We start from the raw sequence: 23,499 nt of genomic DNA, 5'->3' as shown, positions 1-23,499 counted from the left end.
TGAATTCATCTTGAGCCTGAACGCATTTAATGCTTATTTTATTAGGCAATGCGTGTTTCGCAGTAAGACAACTAAGTGACCAGATAATGAACAAAACAGAATTTTACGCGGATTTGAACCGTGATTTTCAGGCTTTAATGGCAGGTGAAACCAGTTTTTTGGCGATGATCGCTAATACCAGCGCGCTGCTGTTTGAGCGCCTGACCGAGGTTAACTGGGCAGGTTTCTATTTGCTCGAAGGGGAGACGCTGGTTTTAGGACCATTCCAGGGCAAACTGGCCTGCGTACGGATTCCGGTTGGGCGAGGCGTTTGCGGTGCGGCCGTTGCGCAAAATCGCGTTCAGCGGGTGGAAGATGTCCATGCCTTCGATGGACATATCGCATGTGATGCCGCCAGCAATTCGGAAATCGTCTTTCCGCTGCAGGTGAACAATCAGATTATTGGCGTTCTGGATATCGACAGCACCGCCTTTTCCCGCTTCACCGCTGAGGATGAGCAGGGGCTGGCTGAACTGGTCGCACATCTGGAAAAACTCATTTCTGCGACTGACTACCAAAAAATATTCGCCCACGTCGCAGGATAATCAACGGATAACGTAGCATTTAGCGATGGCGTCATTATAATGACGCCTGTTCATGCCTGCGGCTTGTTGGCTACGTCCGTTGTAATCAGGAAATTTCATGGAAAATCAACCTAAGTTGAATAGCAGTAAAGAAGTTATCGCGTTTCTGGCCGAACGTTTCCCTCAGTGCTTCAGCGCTGAAGGTGAAGCTCGCCCCCTGAAAGTCGGTATTTTTCAGGATCTCGTGGAGCGTGTTGGGGGAGAGATGAATCTCAGCAAAACCCAACTTCGTGCCGCTTTACGTCTTTATACTTCGAGCTGGCGCTATCTGTACGGCGTTAAGCCAGGCGCAGTCCGCGTTGACCTTGACGGCAACCCGTGCGGCGAACTGGAAGAGCAGCATGTTGCTCACGCTCGTCAGCAGCTCGAAGAAGCAAAAGCTCGCGTTCAGGCGCAGCGCGCAAGCCAGCAGGCTAAAAAGCGCGAAGCCGCCGCCGCTGCGGGTCAGCAGGAAGACGGTGCTCGTCGTGAGCGTAAGCCACGTCCTCAGGTTCGTCGCAAAGAAGGCACCGAACAGCGTAAGCCGCGTCCAGCCGTTGCAAAAGCACCGCGTGAAGAGCGTCATACCCCTGTATCAGATCTGACCGCGTTAAGCGTTGGCCAGGCTCTGAAGGTGAAAGCAGGCAACAACGCAATGGACGCCACCGTTCTGGAAATCACCAAAGATGGCGTTCGTGTACAGCTGACTTCTGGTATGTCAATGATTGTACGCGCAGAACACCTGGTGTTCTGAAACGGAGGCCGGGCCAGGCATGAACACATTCTTTAAGCTCACCGCGCTTGCGGGCCTGCTAGCAATAGCAGGCCATGCGTTCGCCGTGGACGATATCACTCGAGTCGATCAAATTCCCGTGCTGAAAGAAGAGCCGCAGCACGCGACGGTGAGTGAGCGCGTTACCTCGCGCTTTACCCGTTCTCACTATCGGCAATTTGATCTCGACAACGCCTTCTCGGCAAAAATTTACGACCGCTATCTGAATCTGCTGGACTACAGCCACAACGTGCTGTTGGCCAGTGATATTGCTCAGTTCTCGGCGAAGAAGAATCAAATCGGCGATGAGCTGCGCACCGGAAAGCTGGACGTTTTTTACGACCTGTATAACCTGGCGCAGAAGCGTCGTTTTGAGCGCTATCAGTATGCATTGAAGGTGCTGGAACGTCCGATGGACTTTACCGGCAACGACAATTTCAACCTTGACCGCAGCAAAGCCCCCTGGCCGAAAGACGAAGCCGAGCTCAACGCGCTGTGGGATGCCAAGGTTAAGTTTGACCAGCTGAGCCTCAAGCTCACTGGCAAAGATGACAAAGAAATTCGCGATACCTTAACGCGTCGCTACAAATTCGCCATTCGTCGTCTGGCGCAGACCAACAGCGAAGATGTGTTCTCGATGGTGATGACCGCTTTCGCTCGCGAGATTGACCCGCACACCAACTATCTTTCTCCGCGCAATACCGAACAGTTCAATACGGAAATGAGCCTGTCATTAGAGGGCATCGGCGCGGTACTGCAGATGGATGACGACTATACGGTCATCAATTCGCTGGTAGCCGGTGGTCCGGCGGCGAAGAGCAAATCGATCGCCGTCGGCGATCGTATCGTCGGCGTCGGCCAGTCGGGTAAAGGCATGGTTGACGTCATCGGCTGGCGTCTGGATGACGTTGTCGCGCTGATTAAAGGGCCGAAGGGCAGCAAGGTGCGTCTCGAAGTTCTGCCTGCCGGTAAGGGGGCCAAAACCCGCATCGTCACGCTGACCCGAGAGCGCATTCGTCTCGAAGACCGCGCGGTGAAGATGTCGGTGAAAACCGTCGGCAAAGAGAAAGTCGGCGTGCTGGATATCCCGGGCTTCTACGTTGGCCTGACGGATGACGTTAAGGTGCAGCTGCAGAAGCTGGAGAAACAGAACGTCAGCAGCATTGTTATCGACCTGCGCAGCAATGGCGGTGGGGCGCTGACCGAAGCCGTTTCGCTATCTGGCCTGTTTATTCCGTCTGGCCCGGTGGTTCAGGTCCGTGACAACAATGGCAAAGTGCGTGAAGACAGCGATACCGATGGCGTGGTGTACTATAAAGGCCCGCTGGTGGTATTGGTCGATCGTTTCAGTGCTTCGGCCTCTGAAATCTTCGCTGCCGCTATGCAGGACTACGGTCGCGGCTTAATTGTTGGCGAGCCGACCTTTGGTAAAGGCACCGTTCAGCAGTATCGCTCGCTGAACCGGATTTACGATCAGATGCTGCGCCCTGACTGGCCGGCGCTGGGCTCCGTACAGTACACCATTCAGAAGTTCTACCGCATTAACGGCGGCAGTACCCAACGTAAAGGTGTCACGCCGGATATCATGATGCCGACCGGGAACGAAGATCGCGAAACCGGCGAGCAGTATGAAGATAACGCGCTGCCGTGGGATAGCGTCAATGCGGCGACCTACGTGAAATCCGGTGATTTGAAGCCGTTCGATCCGCAGCTGCTGAAGCTGCATAATGAGCGGATTGCCAAAGATCCTGAGTTCCAGTACATCATGAAGGACATCGCTCGCTATAACGCAATGAAAGATAAGCGTTATATCGTTTCTCTCAACTACGCCCAGCGTGAGAAAGAGAACGAAGAAGACGACGCGACGCGCCTGGCGCGGATTAACGACCGTCTGAAGCGCGAAGGTAAACCGCCGCTGAAGAAACTGGACGATCTGCCGAAGGACTACCAGGAGCCGGATCCGTATCTTGATGAGACGGTCCACATTGCGGTAGACCTTGCGCATCTTGAGAAAGAGATGCCCGCGGTAGAACCGCCGGTCAGCAAATAAGCACCCAACGGGCACAATGATTGTGCCCGTTTTTCTTTCCGTCATCCTCCAGGCCGTCCTCTCTTATACATACAAAATGTCAACAACTTACGCGGATGTCAGTTCGTCGTGACAAAATGTAAAGTTGTGTTTTTCTCGTGACTTAGCGGGGCCTGATCGTTGAAAATTAGCGTTCTACCCATACGATATGGGTAATCGCATAGTGCGTTTTGTTAAATCGAGGTTAAAAGAAAATTATGATGCGAATCGCGCTTTTCCTGTTGACCAACCTGGCAGTGATGGTGGTCTTCGGGCTGGTGTTAAGCCTGACGGGAATTCAGTCAAGCAGCATGACCGGGTTACTGATCATGGCGCTGCTTTTTGGTTTTGGTGGATCGATCGTTTCGCTGATGATGTCGAAATGGATGGCGCTGAAATCCGTGGGTGGGGAAGTGATTGAGCAGCCGCGCAATGAAACGGAACGCTGGCTGATGAACACCGTCGCGCAGCAGGCGCAGCAGGCGGGTATTGGCATGCCGCAGGTCGCCATCTACCACGCGCCGGATATCAACGCGTTTGCCACCGGCGCCCGCCGCGATGCTTCTCTGGTCGCCGTAAGCACCGGGCTGCTGCAAAACATGAGCCGTGATGAAGCTGAAGCGGTCATCGCCCACGAAATCAGCCACATCGCCAACGGTGACATGGTCACGATGACGCTGATTCAGGGGGTGGTGAACACCTTCGTTATCTTTATCTCGCGTGTTATCGCGCAGATTGCCGCCGGCTTCCTGGGTGGAAACCGGGATGATAGTGAAAGCAGCAACGGTAACCCGCTGATTTACTTTGCCGTAGCGACCGTGCTGGAACTGGTGTTCGGTATCCTGGCCAGCATCATTACCATGTGGTTCTCGCGCTACCGCGAATTCCACGCCGATGCCGGGTCTGCCAGACTGGTTGGTCGTGAGAAAATGATTGCCGCGCTGCAGCGCCTGAAAACCAGCTACGAACCACAGGAAGCCAGCAGCATGATGGCGTTCTGCATTAACGGTAAGGCGAAGTCAATGAGCGAACTGTTCATGACTCACCCGCCGCTGGATAAGCGTATTGAAGCGCTGCGCAGTGGCGAATACCTGAAGTAACATTGTTGCAGAGTAGGTAAAAAAAATCCGCGGCCCTCGGGCAGCGGATTTTTTTATGGCTGAAGCCTGAGGAGGGCGGCTATTGCCCAGGCCGGGGCTGGGTTACGCGAAGCCCGCTGACGGTTGCGGCAATCACCGCCAGTCCACCGGCCAACAGCAGTGCGCTGTGGGTGCCGCTGTTGCCCTGCAGGTTAAGCAGCAGGGCAACCAGCGCCGCACCGGTACTTTGACCGAGCAGACGCGCGGTCCCGAGCATTCCGCTGGCGCCGCCGCTGCGATGGGCCGGTGCGGAAGAGACAATGGTATGGTTGTTTGGCGACTGGAACAGGCCAAAACCGGCGCCGCACAGCGCCATGCGCCAGATAATATCCAGATCGGAAGGCGTGGAGGGCAACAGCGCAAGGCCAAACAGGCCGCAGGCCATCACCAGCAGGCCGATTGCCCCCAGTAATCCCGCGTGCACTTTCTCAATCATATAACCTGCCAGCGGCGCCATCACCATGGTAGCCAGAGGCCATGGCGTCAGCAGCAAGCCGGTTTCTACTTCGCTGCGGCCCATCATCGACTGCAGGAAGAAGGGCAGGGAAACCAGCGCCAGCATTTGCGCGCAGAACGAACAAATGGAGGTACAGATAGACAGGGAAAACAGCGGGATGCGCAGCAGGTCAATCGGCAGCAGCGGGACCGGCATCTGCAGCTGGCGGCGCACAAAAAAGAAACCGATAACCAGCATCGCGGCCACTTCCGCAAGTACGAATCGTCCCGACTGACCCTGGGCAAAACCGCCGAGAGCGGTGATCAACAGGCCAAACGTCAGCGCATTCATTATGGCGCTGGGAAGATCGAAGCGGGTGATTTTGCTCCGGCCAACGTTTGCTGGCAGGTAACGCATGGCGAGGATAAGCGAAACAATCCCGAGCGGAATATTAATAAAAAAGAGCCATTGCCAGGAGGCAACCGAGAGAATAGCGGCTGCAATGGTGGGGCCGGCGGCCGATGAAACCGCCACCACGAAGGAGTTAATCCCCATTCCGCGCCCGAGAAAACGCTGCGGGAAAATAAGTCGGATCAACGCTGTGTTGACGCTCATCAGGGCGGCGCCGCCAAGGCCCTGCGCGACGCGGGCAAGCGTCAGCATCTGCAGACTATGGGAGAGCGCGCAGGCGAGCGAGGTCAGAGTAAATAGTGCAAGGCCGATTTTATAGATACGCCGATAGCCAAACATATCGCCGAGAAAAGAGAGCGGCAGAAGGGCAATCACGATAGCTATCTGGTAGGCGTTGACAATCCAGATTGACGCCGCCGGCGAGGCGTTTAAATCGGTGGCGATAGTCGGCAGAGCCACGTTGGCAATTGCGCCGTCGAGCACCGCCATGGCCAACCCTAAAACGATGGTCAGAATTGCGCCGTAGCGCTGCGGCAAAGGCAGGCCATCGGCAATGTTTTTATCCATGGTGAATGTATGTCTTTATGGTAATTATTCTCTGAGTAATGATTTTAGCATTGATTATTCGGCTGTATGTCGCAGATTTGTAACGAATGAGCAGAAGAACGATTGCGGGGGCCGCGATGCGAATTTATAATAAAAACCGGTTCTGATTTTTATAAAACAGTTACGATGAGGTGATAAATGGCAGTTGCAGATTTGGATAAGCAGCCAGATTCTGTCTCTTCGGTATTGAAGGTTTTTGGCATTCTGCAGGCGCTTGGTGAAGAGCGTGAAATTGGCATTACCGAACTGTCCCAGCGCGTCATGATGTCAAAAAGCACCGTTTATCGCTTTTTGCAAACCATGAAATCGCTGGGCTATGTGGCGCAGGAAGGCGAATCTGAGAAATACTCCCTGACGCTCAAGCTGTTCGAACTGGGCGCGCGTGCGCTACAGAATGTCGACCTGGTCCGCAGTGCCGACATCCAGATGCGTGAACTTTCGCGGCTGACGAAAGAGACGATCCACCTGGGCGCGCTGGATGAAGACAGCATCGTCTATATCCACAAAATCGACTCCATGTACAACCTGCGGATGTACTCGCGTATCGGTCGCCGCAACCCGTTGTACAGTACCGCTATCGGTAAAGTGCTGCTGGCGTGGCGCGATCGCGCTGAAGTTGAGCAGATTCTTGAAGGCGTCGAATATAAACGCAGCACCGAGCGGACCATCACCAGTACGCAAGCGCTGCTTGACGTCCTGGATCAGGTGCGTCAGCAGGGGTACGGTGAAGATAATGAAGAGCAGGAAGAGGGGCTGCGCTGCATCGGCGTACCGGTTTTCGACCGCTTTGGCGTGGTGATTGCCGGCCTGAGTATCTCTTTCCCGACGCTGCGTTTCTCAGAAGAGCGTCTGAGCGAATATGTGGCGATGTTGCACACGGCGGCGCGTAAGATTTCTGAACAGATGGGCTATAACGACTATCCATTCTGATCCGAATGGCGCTGTGGTCAGTTAAACGACAGCGGGAATGCGCTTCCCGCTGTCGCTTTTACGCATCAACCTTTGTCGATAACGGTTTCGCTTTTGCGTAAAATCGGGCAGTCGGTAACACCGATAATACCGCTATCAGAATGAACGTATTGTGCGGTACTGGTGCCGCGAGCGGTCAGATATTTACACTGAAGCCCCAGTCCCGCAGCATTCTGATTGCTGCCAATAAGAATGCCATAGCCGCTCAATAATATACCAATCCATACGATAGCCAGTACTACAATGGAACGAATGATTAATCGCATTGTTGCCTCATGGTTTGCATTATCCCTGCGCGTATTTTGACAGCTACACGTATTGAAACAAGTCTATGATTCCTAAACTTGTCTTTCGTATTACAGTTAGCCACGGTTTAAGATGCTCATGTTATCCTGGAAACATCTGATACTGATGCGGAGAATGGAGTGAAAAAAGTACGCTGGGTTTTGCTGATAGTCATCATAGCGGGCTGTTTGTTGCTGTGGACTCAGATGCTTAACGTAATGTGCGATCAAGATGTACAGTTTTTCAGCGGCATCTGCACAATCAATAAGTTTATCCCCTGGTAAGACATTTTTATGACGACCGATTTCCTTCTGCTGCGCGAGTGGTAGAATGGACGCCTTCTCTTTGAGGTGGTGAAATGAGTGAGTTACTGAATCCTGGGATCTTAAATCTGGCATCGTTGGCACTGTCCGTTGTGCTGCTGCTTGTCGGTTTGTTGTTATGGTTTTTTGTTAATCGCGCAAGTTCGCGCACCAATCAGCAGATTGAACTGCTGCAGGCGTTACTGGACCAGCAAAAGCGGCAAAATGCGCTGCTGCGCCGTCTCTGTGAAGCCAATGAGCCTGAGAAACAAGAGGTTACTAAGACTTCGGCGGGAGAGAAAGACGATGACGACTTTATCCGTCTCGTCGCCGAACGGTAGCTGACTGACAGGTGTGCACCGGGTCGGTGTGCACCTGGATCTAAGGAGTCGTTATAACTTTTTCTTATCCTTTCCGATCGTTTTGTTACACTTCCTCGCCCCCTGAGTGTGTTCCTGCTCCCAATTCTGGCTATTGACGTCATTGATTTTTTAGTTAATCAAATAAAATAATAACAATCTGTTTTAATTGTCTGATGAAAAAATATCGTCATTAATGCTTCACGTTTAAATTGTATTATAAATAATATTTATAACGGAAGCGGATGACGATTTTATATCTTTACCTCCGCAGAATTTAAGCGAAATTTCAACTATAGATATGACTTTTTATACGCATCATTATGCACCGGCCCTGACCCTGTGTGCTGAAAATGTGGTGTTAGAATAGCCGGGTACCTGGACGAACCGAAGTTGTTGAGCTATGGTAAAAAAGTTGCAACCATCGGGTTTGCTATAATTGCGAATCCTGCGGTAGCAGCGAGGGCAACCCTGGGCGGCAAAGACGCATAAATGTGCAGGTGATCAAATGATTACCTTATAATTTGTGCGGAGGATCGAGACACGTTTAAAAATGGCTTGCCATTATTTACGTTGTATGTGATAACACCTTTCGGGTTAAACGAGGTACAGTTCTGTTTATGTGTGGCATTTTCAGTAAAGAAGTCCTGAGTAAACACGTTGTCGTTGAATACCGCTTCTCTGCCGAACCTTATATTAGTGCCTCATGCAGTAATGTGTCAGTTTTATCTATGTAAGCGCCTGTGGGCGAAGAAAACAGTCTAAGGAATTTTGCAAATGGCAAAGATTAAAGGTCAAGTTAAGTGGTTCAACGAGTCTAAAGGTTTTGGTTTCATTACTCCGGCTGATGGCAGCAAAGATGTGTTCGTACACTTCTCCGCTATCCAGGGTAATGGCTTCAAAACTCTGGCTGAAGGCCAGAACGTTGAGTTCGAAATTCAGGACGGCCAGAAAGGTCCGGCAGCAGTTAACGTTACTGCTATCTGATTCAAGACCACTCATCTTGTAAGAAAAGCCTCGCCTCTGCGGGGCTTTTTAGTCTTTATTGCAAAACATTTCCATTTTTCCCCCTCCGTCGCGCTTTGTTGCAAAACAACATCCTTATTCGCATAGTTTCGCATCCTGTTGTGCCGATTTTCTGTTAAATCAGAGGGTTGCAATATAAGGCTGGAGCTATGGTGCTAAAGTACAAAAATAAGTCAGTTGCTCATTTCACCCCTCTTCGTTTTGGGCTGTTGTGCGTGGCGATTCTCGGGTGTCTCGGAATACTGCTGGGGCGGGTGGCCTGGCTGCAAATAATTTCTCCAGATAACCTTGTAAAACAAGAAGATATGCGTTCGTTGCGCGAAGAACCCATCGACGTGCAGCGTGGAACCATCAGCGACCGCGAGAATCGCCCGCTGGCGGTCAGCGTGCCGGTGAGCGCCATCTGGGCTGACCCGCAAACCATTATGCAAAAGGGTGGCGTCGGCTATGGCCCACGCTGGCAGGCGATGGCGGAGGCGCTGCACCTTAATCTGAGCGATCTGGCCAAACGCGTTGAGAGCCATCCGCATATGCGCTTCATCTATCTGGCCCGTCAGGTTAACCCGGAACAGGCCGAATGGATCGACAAACTGCACCTGCCAGGGATCAACCTGCGTGATGAGTCGCGCCGATTCTATCCCGCGGGGCACGTGGCGGCTAACCTGCTGGGGTTTACTAATATCGATAACCAGGGCATTGAGGGGATTGAGAAAAGCTTTAATGCTCAGCTTACCGGAAAGCCGGGGCGCCGGCTGGTGCGTAAAGATCGTCATGGACACGTGATCGAAAATATCACCGAGATGCCGGCGGTACCTGCGCATAATATTCAGCTGAGTATCGACGAACGTCTGCAGACGGTCACCGAAGATGCGCTGGATAACGCCGTGAACTGGAATAAGGCGGAATCCGGGGCGGCGGTACTGATTAAGATAGATACCGGCGAGATACTGGCGATGGCCAGCTATCCGGACTTCAATCCCAATAACCGTGATAACGCCAGGCTGGATGATTTTCGCAACCGCGCCATCAGTGACACCTTTGAGCCGGGCTCGACGGTAAAACCGCTGGTGGTGATGACGGCGCTACAGCAGGGGATTGTGCAACCGGACAGCGTAGTGGATACCCATCCCTTTGTGCTTGATGGTCACCGCATTCGCGACGTTGGCTATTATCCCGAACTGTCATTAACCGGCATTTTGCAAAAATCCAGCGATACCGGCGTTTCGCATCTGTCGCTGGCCATGCCAGTCCAACACCTGATCGATACTTATAAAGCGTTCGGCTTTGGCGACCCGACCGGACTGGGGCTGACCGGCGAAAGCGCCGGGCTGATGCCTCAACGGCGCTATTGGGGCCAGCTGGACCGCGCGACCTTTGCCTTCGGATATGGTCTGATGGTGACTCCGCTGCAGCTGGCACATGTTTATGCCACTATCGGCGGCTTCGGTATTGAACGACCGCTCTCGATTACCCGTATCGACCCGCCGGTCATCGGCACGCGGGTCATGCCAGAACCGATAGTGCATGAAGTGGAGCATATGATGGAGAGCGTGGCGTTGCCGGGCGGCGGGGGAACCAAAGCGGCGGTACGCGATTATCGCATTGCGGTGAAAACCGGGACCGCGAAAAAAATCGGTCCTGACGGTAAATATATCGATAAATATGTGGCGTATACCGCAGGCGTGGCGCCCGCCAGTCGTCCGCAGTTTGCGCTGGTGGTGGTGATTAACGATCCCAGCAATGGCGCCTATTATGGCGGGGCGGTTTCCGCACCGGTCTTTAGCCAGATCATGGGAGATGTGCTGCGGCTGGAAAATGTGATGCCGGACGGTATGCCGCAAGGTTCGGAAAATCTGATTGTGATGCATAGCGGGGATGCCGCGCCGCCGGCGTTGTAACAGTGGTCTGAAAGGGCGAATAGCGCTACACTTTCGCCCTTTCAGCGACACCGGAGTTGTCATGTCATACAGTTGCCCACTTTGCCACGCGCCGCTTTCCCGCCGCGATAATAGCTATATCTGCCCGCAGCGGCACCAGTTCGACCTGGCGAAAGAGGGGTATGTCAATTTACTGCCGGTGCAGTTTAAGCGGTCTCGCGATCCGGGCGATAGCGCGGAGATGATGCAGGCGCGGCGGGCGTTTCTCGACGCGGGCCACTATCAACCTCTGCGTGATGCCATCAGTGACTTTCTGTCCGTCGCCGCCCCTGAGCGCCTGCTTGATATCGGCTGCGGGGAAGGGTACTACACCCATGCGTTTGCCGCTATCGCCGCTCATTGTTGGGGGCTGGACGTCTCAAAGTCGGCCATTCGCGCGGCGGCCAGACGCTATCCGCAGGTCAATTTTTGCGTCGCATCGAGCCAGCGTCTGCCGTTCGACGACGCCAGCCTGGATGCGGTGGTCCGGATCTATGCCCCTTGTAATGCGCAGGAGCTGGCGCGGGTGGTCAGACCCGGCGGCTGGGTGATTACCGCCACGCCGGGGCCGCGGCATTTGCTGGAGCTGAAAGGGTTGATTTACGACGAGGTGCGTCTGCATGAGCAACATCATGAACAGATGGCTGGCTTTACATTAAGCCAGCAGCAGCAGCTGGCCTATCCGATGCAGCTGACCGGGGCCGAGGCTGAAGCGCTGCTGCAGATGACCCCATTCGCGTGGCGGGCGAAGCCGCCGGTGCGTGAAACGCTGCGCGCGCAGGCGACTTTCCGCTGCCAGACCGATTTTATGATTCACTGCTGGCAGCGTGAGGCCTGAGAACTAGCCGGCGAAATGGCTCCAGAGAATCTGGGCGCCGATACCAATCAGGACAATACCACCAAGAATTTCGGCTCGCTTGCCCAGCAGCGGGCCGATAAACCGACCGACCATTATTCCCAGCGTCGACATCACCAGCGTTGCGCAGCCGATAGCCAGCGCGGTGGCGATAATATTTACTTGCAGGAATGCCAGGCCAACCCCGACGGCCATCGCATCGAGACTGGTGGCGAAGGCGGTGGTGACCAGCAGCCAGAAACCGTGGCGGCGAGGCGCTTCACATGCCTCATCTTCGGTTGTGCGAAAACCTTCGATGACCATCCGTCCGCCGAGAAAGACCAGCAGCACGAACGCGATCCAGTGATTCCACTCCAGTACGAACTGGCTGGCGAGCATCCCCATCCCCCAGCCGACAAGCGGGGTGAGCGTTTCGATGGCGCCGAAAATTAACCCGGTGCGCAGCGCTTCGGAGAACTTAGGTTTGTGTAAGGTAGCGCCTTTACCGATAGAGGCTGCGAAGGCGTCCATGGACATGCCAAAGGCAAGAAGAATCGTAGCGGAGATGTTCATCATTGCGTCCTGACCGGGGAAAATCCATATGACACATCACAGCCCCCAGTAGATATACGCAGCCCGCGACTCAGGTATGCGTACAGCGGTGATGTGTCTATGGTCTCGCCTGATTGAACACCTTCTTCAACCCGTACGTGCCACGTTTTGCAACGAGTATGTTGACACGCACATTTCCTGGCTGGCAGGAAACCGGCTACTCCCCAACGACGGGCGCAACCTTAACATATTTTTAGAATATAAAACAATAACAGGATTTATTTATTTCAATAACCAAATGATAACGATTTTCATTTGAATTTATGCGTAAATAATTCGTTAATAAATATAAGTGAAGTGCGCAGACGGAATATAGCCATGGCTATATATCCATCTGCCAGAAATTGCTGAAATATAGCGTTGGCTATATTTATAACTTACTGAGTGGAAACGAGAAGTTTGTAAATCTTTTCCAGATCGTCGATGTTTCGTACACGAATAAGCAGGCGCCGTTGCTCTAATTGCATCACCAGTACGCCATCTTCCGATAAATTCATCGCTTTAATTCGCTTATATTCAATCCAGATATTGGCGAAGAAAAAGCCAGTCGGTTTGAAGATGATTTTCGGCGTCCGGATCCAGAACAGAAACAAACCCATTAACGCCAGCGCAGATAATAACCAGGTGGTGATTAGCGCGCCGTGGCTGATGATATTGTTATAAATCAGAATGGCGGTCAGGCCGACGAAGATGATCCCGTCAACGCGGCTGCGGCGGAGCAGGGGGATGGCCAGGAGTAACGGGCCGTTGCGACGGGGCATAATAAACTGGTCATAAATGGCAAACGCCAGCAGAACAACAATAAACAGAATCAGCACCAGATCCGTGATTGTCATCTATCCTCCAGTGAAAAAAAAAGCCGGGGGCAAGCCCCCGGCGGACAACAGGATTATTACAGGCCCAGCAGGCCGATAGCGTAGCCGACGATACCGATGACGAAGAAGCCGACGATAATCCACAGGGCGTTAACTTTCTTACGCAGCAGCCACATACAGGCGAAGGTCAGCAGCAGAGGCACCAGGCCCGGCATCAGCTGGTCAAGGATAGTCTGTACGGTCGTGACGTGAACCTGACCATCTGAACCGGTGATTTTTGACACCACCAGCGGAATGTTCACATGCGTCCACTTGTTAACCAACGCCCCCATGACAAACAGGCCGAGAATTGACGCCCCCTCGGTCAGTTTCTGCAGGAAGCCGCCGCCCATATCCTTAACGATATCGACACCTTTGCTGTAACCGTATGCCACCCCGTAGTAACGGGTCAGCAGACGGACGGCGTTGAACAGAATAAAGAACAACAGCGGGCCTAACAGGCTGCCGCTCATCGCGATACCGGCACCCAATGCCGCAAATACCGGACGCACGGTACCCCAGAAGATCGGGTCGCCGACGCCAGCCAGCGGACCCATCAGACCGACTTTGATACCGTTGATGGCACCATCATCGATCTCGGCGCCGTTTGCACGCTGCTCTTCCATCGCCAGCGTTACGCCCAGAACAGGCGCTGCGACGTACGGGTGAGTGTTAAAGAACTCCAGGTGACGCTTAATTGCCTGCTTACGCGCATCGTTGTTCTCCGGGTACAGGCGACGAATAGCCGGTACCATAGAGAAGCAGAAGCCCAGCGCCTGCATACGTTCGAAGTTCCATGACCCCTGGAACAGGTTAGAACGAATGAACACGCCACGAATGTCACTCGGAGTGAGTTTTTTCTCGGTGGTATTTTTAGTCATATCAACCATTTCGCTCACCTGTTAGTCCAGTTCGTTATCGAGATCGTTATTACCAGCAGCCTGCGCTGGCGCACCCGCTACGCGGTTGTATTTCGGGCTCAGCTGGATGTAGAGGATAGCCATTACCGCGCCAATCACCCCCAGCGCAACCAGGTTGAAGTTAGTGAATGCGGCGGTGACGAAGCCAAGGTAGAAGAACGGCATCAGGTAGCCTGCGCGCATCATATTGATGACCATCGCATAACCAACGACCACGATCATGCCACCGGCGATGTTCAGACCGCTGGTGACCACTTCAGGAATCGCATTCAGCATGCCCTGAACTTCGCTGGTTCCGACGGAGATAGCCACGATGACCGCCGGGATAGCGATACGCATAGCCTGCAGGAACAACGAAGAAACGTGGAGCCACGAAATCGCCGTCAGGTTGCCATTTTCCGCCGCTTTATCCGCCGCGTGCTGGAAGGCTACGGTAATGGTACGAACGATGATGGTCAGAACCTGGCCTGCTGCTGCCAGCGGGATAGCCAGAGCGATACCGGCGCCGATACCCTGATGACCGGCAATAACCAGAACGGTAGAAATGATGGATGCCAGCGCGGCATCCGGCGCAACCGCCGCACCGATGTTCATCCAGCCCAGGGCGATCATTTCCAGGGTACCACCGATGATGATACCGGTTTTCATATCGCCGAGAACGGCACCGATCAACGTACACGCGACCAGAGGACGGTGGAACTGAAATTCATCAAGTACCGACTCCATACCCGCAATACACGCGACGATGAACACCAGCACAATCTGAAGAAGGGTAATCTCCATTGTACTTCTCCTGTTGATTAAGTCTTAAGTTGAAAATTGGGGCGCGACCCGCAAGGTTATTTCGCCACCTTGCCAATCAGGTCCATCATTTTCAGTTTCTGGTCGGTGGAAACTTTACGGACTTCCAGCTCGATACCGCGGGCATTTAGCTTTTTAAATGCTTCAATATCTTTTTCATCGACCGAAACGGCGTTGTTCACCTGCGTTTTACCCTGACGGAAAGCCATACCACCGATATTGACAGTGGTGATTTTCACGCCGCCTTCAACGACACGTTCGACGTCGGTAGGGTTGGTAAACAGCAACATGACGCGATCGCCTGCGTATTTCGGGTTGTTGTAGACGCGAATCATCTTCGCAACGTCGACAACGTGGGCGGTCACACCCGGAGGAGCAACCTGAGTCAGTAACGTTTTGCGCACGGTATCCGCCGCGACTTCATCACTCACGACAATAATACGGGTAACGTTGGTTTCTTTTGTCCAGCGGGTGGCCACCTGACCATGAATAAGACGGTCATCAATACGCGCCAGGCCGATGACCATATAGTCGTTCGGACCCATTGGTTTTACCGGGGCTGCCGCTTTGGCTGCTGCCTTCACCGGAGCCGGAGCGACTTTTTCCACCGCTTTCGCTTTCAGCGCCTTCACGCCTTCACGACCGGTTTCTACCGCCAGAGCCACCAGCTCGTCGAACGACGGATCGTCGTCGCGCGCCATCAGCGTTTCGACCAGCATCGGAATGTTGACGCCAGCAATCACTTCGTAATGTTCTTTATCGACGACAATGCGGCTGGCGGCATTAAATGGACTACCTCCCCACGTATCGACGAGAAATAACACGCCTTTAGTTGTGTCCAGCTTTGCCAGCTGTGCGTTGTATTTCTCAATTAGCGTTTCGGCATTTTCACCCGGAACGAAATCGATCCAGCCAACGTTTTCCTGCTCGCCCAACAGCATTTCTGCGGTTTTCAGCAGTTGTTCTGCAGCCCAACCATGTGTGCCTATTACAATAGCAATCGTCACTTGCTACCTCCTTTATTATCGTGAATGCATCATCTGTGGTGATACATCCTGAATCACTCTTGCGAACAAAATCGATTCAGTGAGGGTGTAAGATCTAAAATAATTACTACCGCGAATTATTTTAGATAGTGAAAAAATAATTAATGTGATGAAGATCCGTTAATCACGCATCTGCGACTAATAATTTCGCAGCGCAAAAAATAGGCTTACCTATTGCAAAGACTGGTAAAATTTTTTCCAATCTTCCTCCATTTTTTGCTATGTTTAGCTTCCGTTTAATTACTCAGGAGTATAGGGCATAGCCCGCTGTATGGACCCTCATCGACGTCTTTTCACCTTCTGGCGTTTTTCTGCCGCCGCTACCTGCTACGCTTTTTTACCCGCAACGATTGTCTCTGCCGTGCGTGACATCGCGATGACTCCGTCTGTCGTGAACTGGAGCAACTCATGGAATTCTTAATGGATCCCTCTATCTGGATCGGTTTATTGACGCTGGTCGTCCTTGAAATCGTGCTCGGTATCGACAACCTGGTCTTTATCGCTATCCTCGCGGATAAACTGCCGCCGAAACAGCGTGACAAAGCGCGGCTGATCGGTCTGACGCTGGCGCTGTTTATGCGTCTGGGCCTGCTGTCAGTTATTTCGTGGATGGTGACCTTAACCAAACCGCTGTTCAGCATTGCGGATTTCTCTTTTTCCGGGCGCGATCTCATCATGCTGCTCGGGGGGATATTCCTGCTGTTTAAAGCGACCACGGAACTGCATGAACGGCTGGAAAACCGCCAGCACGATGCCGGACATGGTAAAGGTTATGCCAGTTTCTGGGTGGTGGTGTTGCAAATCGTCGTGCTGGATGCGGTCTTCTCGCTGGATGCAGTCATTACCGCCGTCGGCATGGTGAACCATCTGCCGGTGATGATGGCCGCGGTGGTCATTGCGATGATGGTGATGCTGCTGGCCTCGAAGCCGTTGACCCGCTTCGTGAACCAGCATCCGACGGTGGTGGTGCTCTGTCTGAGCTTCCTGCTGATGATCGGTCTGAGCCTGGTGGCTGAAGGCTTCGGTTTCCATATTCCGAAAGGGTACCTGTACGCCGCTATCGGCTTCTCGATCACCATTGAGTTCTTCAACCAGGTGGCACGACGTAACTTTATTCGTCACCAGTCGACGCTGCCGTTACGCGCACGTACGGCTGACGCTATCCTGCGCATGATGGGCGGGCGTAAACAGCACGCCGTGAGCCATGATGGCGAGAGCCCGGCGCCGGTTCCGGTGCCGGAAGGAGCGTTTGCGGAAGAAGAACGCTATATGATTAACGGCGTCCTGACCCTGGCGCAGCGTTCATTGCGCAGTATCATGACTCCGCGCGGTGAAATCAGTTGGGTGAATGCGGAGCAAAGCGAAGAAGAAATTCGTCGTCAGTTGCTCTCTTCACCGCACAGTCTGTTCCCGGTATGCCGGGGCGAGCTGGATGAAATCATTGGTATCGTGCGAGCCAAAGAGATGCTGGTGGCGCTGGAGGCCGGTGAGAACGTCGCGGCATTAGCCTCGGCTTCGCCGGCGATTGTGGTTCCGGAAACGCTGGATCCTATCAATCTGCTGGGGGTGCTGCGTCGTGCTCGCGGTAGCTTCGTCATCGTGACCAACGAGTTTGGCGTGGTACAGGGGCTGGTGACGCCGCTGGATGTCCTGGAAGCCATCGCCGGGGAATTCCCTGATGCCGATGAGACGCCGGAAATCGTGGCTGATGGCGACGGTTGGCTGATCAAAGGATCAACCGACCTGCATGCTTTACAGCAGGCGGTAGGGCTCGATGACATCGTCGATGAAGATGAGGATATTGCGACGGTAGCTGGACTGGTCATTGCCGTTAACGGCCATATACCGCGTACCGGCGATGTTGTTGAACGGGCGCCGCTGCAGTTTACCGTTCTCGAAGCGAACGACTATCGTGTTGATCTGGTGCGCGTAGTCAAAACGGTACATGACAGCCAGGAAGAAGAATAATCCTCCTGGGTCGTCAGACTGGCCGGTCGGTCTCCGCTGGAGGCTGGCCGGTTTTATTATCCGCCATCGCCTCGACCTGACGTCGGGCGGCCAGCCACTGTGGAAAGTCTTCCACCGGCATTGGCCTGGCGTAGTGAAATCCCTGCAGGATATCAACGCCGTGGCGCCGCAAGTATTCGTCCTGCCGCTGAGTCTCCACGCCTTCTGCCACGGTCACAATATTCAGCCGGTGCGCCAGCGCAATAATGATATCCGTTACCGTGGCATTGACGCTGTCGATGCCGATAGCGCTGGTAAAGGATTTATCAATCTTCAGCACGTCAGGCCGTAGCTTTTCCAGCCAGGAGAGCGAGCTGTTGCCAGTGCCAAAGTCATCGATTGCCAGGTACACCCCCCTGAAATGCAGATGTTCCGCCATGTGGTGATCGCCGTCCTGCAGCACGTCCCGCTCGGTGAGTTCCACCACCAGCTGCTGCACCGGGTAGGCGCTGAACCAGAGTTTATGCAGATCGCGCAGCAGTTCACCCTCGGCAAAGTGGCGAGCGGCGACATTAATCGAAATGTGAAAATGTTTATCGTGGGGGAATAGCGAAAGCTGGCGTGCGGTTTCTGCAATGACATAGCGGGTGAGGGGAACGATCAGGTTGTAGCCTTCGGCGATAGGAATGAACACCTCCGGCGATATGTTTCCCCGGCGCGGATTGTTCCAGCGCAGTAAAATCTCGACGCCGGTACATTTTCCCGAATGCAGATCCTTCAACGGTTGGCACCACAGCTTGAACTCGCGGGCGGCGATGCCGAGGCTGATTTCCCGGGAAAAACTCATCCTGCCCGCGGTAGCCAGCCAGGCGATTCCGGTCATCAGTAAACTGAGGATCAACGCCAGCGGCAGTTCGCCCGGCAGTTCGTTGAGAGCGATAGCGGAAGCGCCGGGACCGCTGACGTTAATGGCAAACGGGAACAGGGTCGAATGTTGACGGTATATCACCGACTCGCCGGGAAGCACCGAGTGATCAACTACTCCGCTCCCGCTGATAAAGTTCCGGGTGCCGACGCTCAGTCCAATACCGGTAATCAACGATGATTTTGCGTTGAGAATTAACTCTCCCAGCAGCTCAATATTGATGATGATCATCACGCCATCGGCGCTATTGAAAGCGGAGGGGTACCATTGAATTAAGACTGGAGAGCCGACCAGCAGCGTGTTATCGGTTGAAAAAACCAGCAGCTCCCGCTGGCCTGGCAGGTCGGGTTGCAGCTGATGAATAGGGACGTTGCGATCGCCAAAGATGCTGGAGCAGTAGAGAATGTTCGATTTAACCAGGACGATTGAACGCACGGTTTGCAGCGAGGCCGCCAGTTTGCGCAGCGGCAGACGCACATCCTCACAGGGCTTCCCCACCAGCTGAAGCAACGAAAGGTGCTGTTCCGACAACGGGCGTAAAATTTTATCCATCGCCACCACCATTTTATTGGTGGTCATCTGGACGCGCTGCTGATTTAAACTACGCTGCGAAATAAATCGGATCGCCAGCGTGGTCGTCAACGTCAGGAGCGCAACAATCAAACAAATGATAATCCGCTTACGACGGTATGCCGAAATGACCTTTTGTGCATTTTGCATGCGCGACACCCTGTCGACTCTCTGTGTGGAGTAGAATAACAACCGCCATTGAGCAAGTGTAGTGGGTGTAAATAAATAACAGCGGAAAATGCGCCCACATGGGCGCATTTGATGGGGAGAGTTTAGTCACACTGAACTTTGATAGCCAGACCACCGCGAGAGGTTTCGCGATACTTGGCGTTCATGTCTTTACCGGTCTCATACATAGTCTCAATGACTTTATCGAGCGAGACGCGCGGTTCGCTGGTGCGGCGCATGGCCATACGCGCAGCGTTGATCGCCTTCACGGATGCAATGGCGTTACGTTCGATGCACGGAACCTGCACCTGGCCGGCAACCGGGTCGCAGGTGAGGCCCAGGTTATGCTCCATCCCGATTTCTGCCGCGACGCAAACCTGTTCCGGGCTGGCGCCAAGAAGTTCGGCAAGACCGGCCGCCGCCATGGAACAGGCCACGCCAACCTCACCCTGACAGCCGACTTCCGCGCCAGAAATGGAGGCGTTCATCTTATACAGTGTACCCACGGCGCCGGACGCCATAAAGTAGCGAATATAAATATCCGGGCTGACCGATTCGATAAAGTGATCGTAGTAGGCAAGTACCGCCGGTACGATTCCGCAGGCGCCGTTTGTCGGGGCCGTCACCACGCGTCCGCCGGCTGCGTTCTCTTCGTTCACGGCCAGGGCGAACATATTCACCCAGTCAACGACGTTCATCGGGTCGTTTGACAGCTTATCGCTGGCTACCAGCAGACGACGCAGCGCAGAGGCGCGACGAGGAACTCGCAGCGGGCCAGGCAGCACGCCTTCGGTATTCATCCCGCGATCGATACAGGCGCGCATGGTCTGCCAGACGTGAGCAAAATAGTCTTCAATCTCTTTTTTGCTGTGCAGCGCCAGCTCGTTTTGCATCACCATGCCGGAGAGCGACAGCCCGGTCTCCTTGCAATAGGCCAGCATCTCCTGCGCCGATTTGTACGGGTAAGGCACGCTCAGTTCGTTCGCGCTCTCTTTACCGAAGTGCTCTTCATCGACGATAAAACCGCCGCCAATAGAGTAGTACGTTTTGCTGTAGATCTCTTTGTCGCCCGCCCAGGCATGAATCGTCATGCCGTTCTCGTGCAGCGGCAGATTGTCGCTACGGAAACGCATGCCGTCATCCGCCGGGAAATCAACTTCATGCTGCCCTTGCGCCAACAGCAGGCGTCCGCGGGTTTCAACGTCGCGGATAAATGCCGGTATCGCGTCAATATCGACCGTATCGGGCTGATTGCCCGCCAGTCCCATAATGATGGCGATATCCGTATGGTGGCCTTTGCCGGTTAATGAAAGTGAGCCGTAGACATCGACTGCCACACGGGTCACTTCATTAAGCAATCCCTTTTCGACCAGGTCATCGACGAACTGTTTACCGGCCTTCATCGGGCCTACAGTATGGGAAGATGAGGGACCAATCCCCACCTTGAACATGTCGAATATACTAATCACGCTAATACTCCTGACAGGGTTACCGCAGCGGCGGTAACGATGTGATAACTGCGCATAGTGTAAGAGGGAACCGCACCATCAGCTTAACTATTCACATGAATTAAACTAATGGGTAACGGTGAATTTACTAATGGTGAGAGCGCATTCTCATTTTGAGTATATACCCGAAACAGACGCCCGACGACGGCGATAGTGAGGGCGGTGAAGCGAGGGGCGCGGCCGGAATTTCAGCCGCGTCAGGCATGATGAAGAAAACTAAGGTTTAGTCCCGATTTGCAGCGCCAGCTCACGAATAATACCGGCGGTCATTCCCCAGACAAAATAGTGCTGATACCACGACAGCCAGACGCGATGCGAGTTACCGCGGCGGTGAATGTCCAGCGGGTGATAGCGTCCCAAACGCAGCGCTTCAGCGAGCGGCATCTCGAACACCGCTGCGACCTCATCCTGGCTGGCGTGATAGTGGAGATTTGGCGGAATGATGCCGACCACCGGCGTGACCTGGAAGCCGGTCACGCTGTCTACCGGCGGCAGCACGCCGATAATCTCGACCGACTCGGGGGGAATGGCGACCTCTTCCTGGGCTTCGCGCAACGCGGCGGCAATCAGCGTGGCATCGGTGGCGTCCACTGCGCCGCCGGGGAAGGCAACCTGACCGGCGTGTTTACGTAGCCGCGGCGAGCGTTGGGTTAACAGCAATCCCGGCTGCGGACGACGAACGATAGGCACCAGCACCGCCGCCTGGCGCTGATTCAGCGCATTGCGCGAGGGCTGCGGGCGCAGTAATTGAAAACGCGAAAGAAAGTCGTCCAGCTCAAGGGCGCCATCCGCCATGTTCTAGCTCTCCAGTTGTTGCAAAATACGATTAACTTTATCAAACGTTTCCTGATATTCGGCCGCTTCTTCGCTGTCCGCCACGATGCCGCCGCCGGCGGAACAGTACAGCTGACCTTGCCAGGCCGTCAGCGTACGAATAGTAATACTGGTATCCATATTGCCACACAGGCTCAGATAGCCGATACTGCCGCACCACGCATTGCGGCGCTGCGGTTCGAGCTCATCGATGATCTGCATCGCCCGCACTTTGGGCGCGCCGGTAATCGACCCGCCGGGGAAGGCCGCCCGCAGCAGGTCGCTGGCATGCAGATGGGCCGGCAGCCGGGCGGTAATGGTGCTTACCAGATGGTGCACCGCCGGGAACGGCTCAACCACAAACAGCTCCGGAACCCGTACGCTACCGGCTTCGGCAACCCGACCGATGTCATTACGCATCAGATCGACAATCATCAAATTCTCCGCCCGATCTTTAGGCGAGCGGGCCAGCTTCTCCGCCTGACGGGCGTCCTGCTGCGGATCGGCCAGACGCGGCAGCGTACCTTTAATCGGGCGGGTCTGAATCTCGCCCTGGCGAAGCTGGATGAAGCGTTCCGGCGAAAGGCTGAGTACGGCGCCATCCTGCAGACGAATAAAGGCGCTGAACGGCGCGCGATTGCCGCGGTTCAGCCGGCAAAATGCCTGCCACTCATCGCCGCAGTAGCTGGCCTGAAAGCGCTGAGCCAGATTGACCTGGTAGCAGTCGCCGCTGTGCAGCCAGGCCTGAACCTGACGAAATTTTTCGCCGTACTGTTCGCGGCTCATATTGGAGCGCCAGGCGGACGTCAGCGCAAACGGGGTCGTTGGCGCGGCAGACTGCGCCTCCAGCCAATGCAGGCGGGCGTGCGGATCGCCATAGCTGAGCAACGATACTTCGCGGCGCTGGTGATCGACAATCAGCGCCCAGTCATAAATACCGACGGCCATATCCGGCAGCGCGATATCGGCGACGGCGTGCGCGGGCAGAGATTCAAAACGGCGTCCCAAATCGTAGCCGAATAGCCCCAACGCGCCGCCGAGGAACGGCAGATGGGGATGCGCTGGCGGCCTTAATCCGCACCGATCCAGCTGCGTCTGTAGCAGCGTCAGGGGATCGGCCGTTGAGCTGCTCTGCGTCTGACCGTCATCCACCACGGTTGTTTCGCCGCGGGTCAGCAGCGTCGTGAGCGGGTCGGCGACGATAATATCAAAACGGTTATGCGGATGGTCAGCAAAACCAGAATGCAGCAGCATTGCCCACGGGGTCGTGCTTAAAGGAGTAAAGTAACGCTCGGCAGCATCCGGGTGCCATGGCAGGGTAATAATAGCGGGGGACAACATCTTCCTCGATCCTAATCGTCACCGTCCTCTGGAAAATCAGGCGGGCGGCATGAAATAATTACGCCACACAATGTAGCAGGAGTGAGTCATGTTTGCAGGTTTACCTTCGCTGAGCCACGAGCAGCAGCAAAAAGCGGTAGAACGTATTCAGGAGCTGATGGCTAACGGGATGAGTAGCGGTGAAGCCATTGCGCTGGTGGCGAGTGAACTGCGCGCCACGCATACCGGCGACCGGATCGTAGCGCGCTTTGAAGATGAAGACGAGTAA

The 23,499-nt window shown here is 54.3% G+C and carries 24 protein-coding genes; 13 read left to right on the top strand and 11 right to left on the bottom strand.

From position 1 onward, the window contains the following. Positions 1-86: 86 nt before the first annotated feature. The 4 genes from AC007G_RS19815 (at position 87) to htpX (ending at position 4,542) form a co-directional block, all read left to right on the top strand. On the top strand, positions 87-584 hold the full coding sequence (locus tag AC007G_RS19815) for a GAF domain-containing protein (protein WP_032686987.1): 498 nt from the start codon (positions 87-89) through the stop codon (positions 582-584). Between the two features lie 97 nt (positions 585-681). Continuing rightward, entirely contained in the window at positions 682-1,356 is a 675-nt protein-coding gene (gene proQ, locus AC007G_RS19810; protein ID WP_004863942.1) for an RNA chaperone ProQ, read from the top strand. A 19-nt stretch (positions 1,357-1,375) separates the two neighbouring features. After that, the gene (gene prc, locus AC007G_RS19805; protein WP_142630707.1) at positions 1,376-3,424 is read left to right on the top strand and encodes a carboxy terminal-processing peptidase; all 2,049 of its coding nucleotides are present in this window, start codon (positions 1,376-1,378) and stop codon (positions 3,422-3,424) included. 236 nt (positions 3,425-3,660) lie between these two features. Then, a complete protein-coding gene (gene htpX, locus AC007G_RS19800; RefSeq protein ID WP_004863936.1) occupies positions 3,661-4,542 on the top strand; it encodes a protease HtpX in 882 nt (293 codons plus the stop codon). Between the two features lie 79 nt (positions 4,543-4,621). Here htpX and AC007G_RS19795 read toward each other — a convergent pair whose 3' ends face one another. Further along, the gene (locus AC007G_RS19795; protein ID WP_032686989.1) at positions 4,622-5,995 is read right to left on the bottom strand and encodes an MFS transporter; all 1,374 of its coding nucleotides are present in this window, start codon (positions 5,993-5,995) and stop codon (positions 4,622-4,624) included. A gap of 177 nt (positions 5,996-6,172) precedes the next feature. On the opposite strand from AC007G_RS19795, the gene kdgR reads away from it, so the two are divergent. Next, positions 6,173-6,964 (top strand): DNA-binding transcriptional regulator KdgR, encoded by a 792-nt coding sequence (gene kdgR, locus AC007G_RS19790; protein WP_032686990.1) that lies wholly within the window; start codon positions 6,173-6,175, stop codon positions 6,962-6,964. Positions 6,965-7,029: 65 nt separating this feature from the next. Here kdgR and AC007G_RS19785 read toward each other — a convergent pair whose 3' ends face one another. Beyond that, positions 7,030-7,269 (bottom strand): YobH family protein, encoded by a 240-nt coding sequence (locus AC007G_RS19785; protein WP_032686991.1) that lies wholly within the window; start codon positions 7,267-7,269, stop codon positions 7,030-7,032. A 159-nt stretch (positions 7,270-7,428) separates the two neighbouring features. On the opposite strand from AC007G_RS19785, the gene mgrB reads away from it, so the two are divergent. The 6 genes from mgrB to rlmA all read left to right on the top strand — a co-directional run bounded on the left by mgrB (position 7,429) and on the right by rlmA (position 11,729). Further along, positions 7,429-7,572, top strand: coding sequence for a PhoP/PhoQ regulatory lipoprotein MgrB (mgrB, locus tag AC007G_RS19780; RefSeq protein WP_015584020.1), 144 nt, complete (start codon positions 7,429-7,431; stop codon positions 7,570-7,572). 74 nt (positions 7,573-7,646) lie between these two features. Next, positions 7,647-7,931, top strand: coding sequence for a YebO family protein (locus tag AC007G_RS19775; protein ID WP_032686992.1), 285 nt, complete (start codon positions 7,647-7,649; stop codon positions 7,929-7,931). Positions 7,932-8,569: 638 nt separating this feature from the next. Further along, positions 8,570-8,686, top strand: a complete 117-nt coding sequence (locus tag AC007G_RS19770; RefSeq protein WP_049267871.1) for a DUF2627 domain-containing protein — start codon at positions 8,570-8,572, stop codon at positions 8,684-8,686. A gap of 40 nt (positions 8,687-8,726) precedes the next feature. Beyond that, positions 8,727-8,936, top strand: a complete 210-nt coding sequence (gene cspE / locus AC007G_RS19765; RefSeq protein ID WP_001062678.1) for a transcription antiterminator/RNA stability regulator CspE — start codon at positions 8,727-8,729, stop codon at positions 8,934-8,936. A gap of 188 nt (positions 8,937-9,124) precedes the next feature. After that, the gene (gene ftsI / locus AC007G_RS19760; RefSeq protein WP_032686993.1) at positions 9,125-10,873 is read left to right on the top strand and encodes a peptidoglycan glycosyltransferase FtsI; all 1,749 of its coding nucleotides are present in this window, start codon (positions 9,125-9,127) and stop codon (positions 10,871-10,873) included. A gap of 61 nt (positions 10,874-10,934) precedes the next feature. After that, complete coding sequence (rlmA, locus tag AC007G_RS19755; protein WP_032699385.1) at positions 10,935-11,729, top strand: 23S rRNA (guanine(745)-N(1))-methyltransferase; 795 nt, start codon at positions 10,935-10,937, stop codon at positions 11,727-11,729. A gap of 3 nt (positions 11,730-11,732) precedes the next feature. Here rlmA and mntP read toward each other — a convergent pair whose 3' ends face one another. The 5 genes from mntP to manX all read right to left on the bottom strand — a co-directional run bounded on the left by mntP (position 11,733) and on the right by manX (position 15,920). Continuing rightward, complete coding sequence (gene mntP / locus AC007G_RS19750) at positions 11,733-12,299, bottom strand: manganese efflux pump MntP (protein WP_032686995.1); 567 nt, start codon at positions 12,297-12,299, stop codon at positions 11,733-11,735. A gap of 416 nt (positions 12,300-12,715) precedes the next feature. Next, positions 12,716-13,174, bottom strand: a complete 459-nt coding sequence (locus AC007G_RS19745; protein WP_032686997.1) for a DUF986 family protein — start codon at positions 13,172-13,174, stop codon at positions 12,716-12,718. Positions 13,175-13,230: 56 nt separating this feature from the next. After that, positions 13,231-14,082 (bottom strand): PTS mannose transporter subunit IID, encoded by an 852-nt coding sequence (locus AC007G_RS19740; protein ID WP_004863911.1) that lies wholly within the window; start codon positions 14,080-14,082, stop codon positions 13,231-13,233. Positions 14,083-14,094: 12 nt separating this feature from the next. Then, positions 14,095-14,895 carry a PTS mannose/fructose/sorbose transporter subunit IIC gene (locus AC007G_RS19735; protein ID WP_004863908.1) on the bottom strand — a complete coding sequence of 267 codons (801 nt, stop codon included), beginning with the start codon at positions 14,893-14,895 and terminating at the stop codon, positions 14,095-14,097. Positions 14,896-14,951: 56 nt separating this feature from the next. Next, entirely contained in the window at positions 14,952-15,920 is a 969-nt protein-coding gene (gene manX, locus AC007G_RS19730; protein WP_049267876.1) for a PTS mannose transporter subunit IIAB, read from the bottom strand. Between the two features lie 447 nt (positions 15,921-16,367). Here manX and yoaE point away from each other — a divergent pair, with 447 nt between their 5' ends. Continuing rightward, on the top strand, positions 16,368-17,927 hold the full coding sequence (yoaE, locus tag AC007G_RS19725; protein ID WP_032695272.1) for a CNNM family cation transport protein YoaE: 1,560 nt from the start codon (positions 16,368-16,370) through the stop codon (positions 17,925-17,927). A gap of 13 nt (positions 17,928-17,940) precedes the next feature. On the opposite strand, the gene AC007G_RS19720 is transcribed toward yoaE, so the two are convergent. The 4 genes from AC007G_RS19720 to pabB all read right to left on the bottom strand — a co-directional run bounded on the left by AC007G_RS19720 (position 17,941) and on the right by pabB (position 23,231). Then, complete coding sequence (locus tag AC007G_RS19720) at positions 17,941-19,551, bottom strand: EAL domain-containing protein (RefSeq protein WP_032699388.1); 1,611 nt, start codon at positions 19,549-19,551, stop codon at positions 17,941-17,943. A 122-nt stretch (positions 19,552-19,673) separates the two neighbouring features. Next, entirely contained in the window at positions 19,674-21,038 is a 1,365-nt protein-coding gene (gene sdaA, locus AC007G_RS19715; RefSeq protein ID WP_032687002.1) for an L-serine ammonia-lyase, read from the bottom strand. Positions 21,039-21,293: 255 nt separating this feature from the next. Continuing rightward, entirely contained in the window at positions 21,294-21,872 is a 579-nt protein-coding gene (locus AC007G_RS19710) for a CoA pyrophosphatase (protein ID WP_032699390.1), read from the bottom strand. A 3-nt stretch (positions 21,873-21,875) separates the two neighbouring features. Further along, positions 21,876-23,231 carry an aminodeoxychorismate synthase component 1 gene (gene pabB / locus AC007G_RS19705; protein WP_064356922.1) on the bottom strand — a complete coding sequence of 452 codons (1,356 nt, stop codon included), beginning with the start codon at positions 23,229-23,231 and terminating at the stop codon, positions 21,876-21,878. 88 nt (positions 23,232-23,319) lie between these two features. On the opposite strand from pabB, the gene AC007G_RS19700 reads away from it, so the two are divergent. Continuing rightward, positions 23,320-23,499 carry a YoaH family protein gene (locus AC007G_RS19700; protein WP_032687005.1) on the top strand — a complete coding sequence of 60 codons (180 nt, stop codon included), beginning with the start codon at positions 23,320-23,322 and terminating at the stop codon, positions 23,497-23,499.

This window comes from Klebsiella sp. CSG-1 (assembly GCF_056521145.1).
The sequence above is the reverse complement of the archived record's forward strand: the minus strand, read 5'-3'. Positions and strand labels throughout refer to the sequence as shown.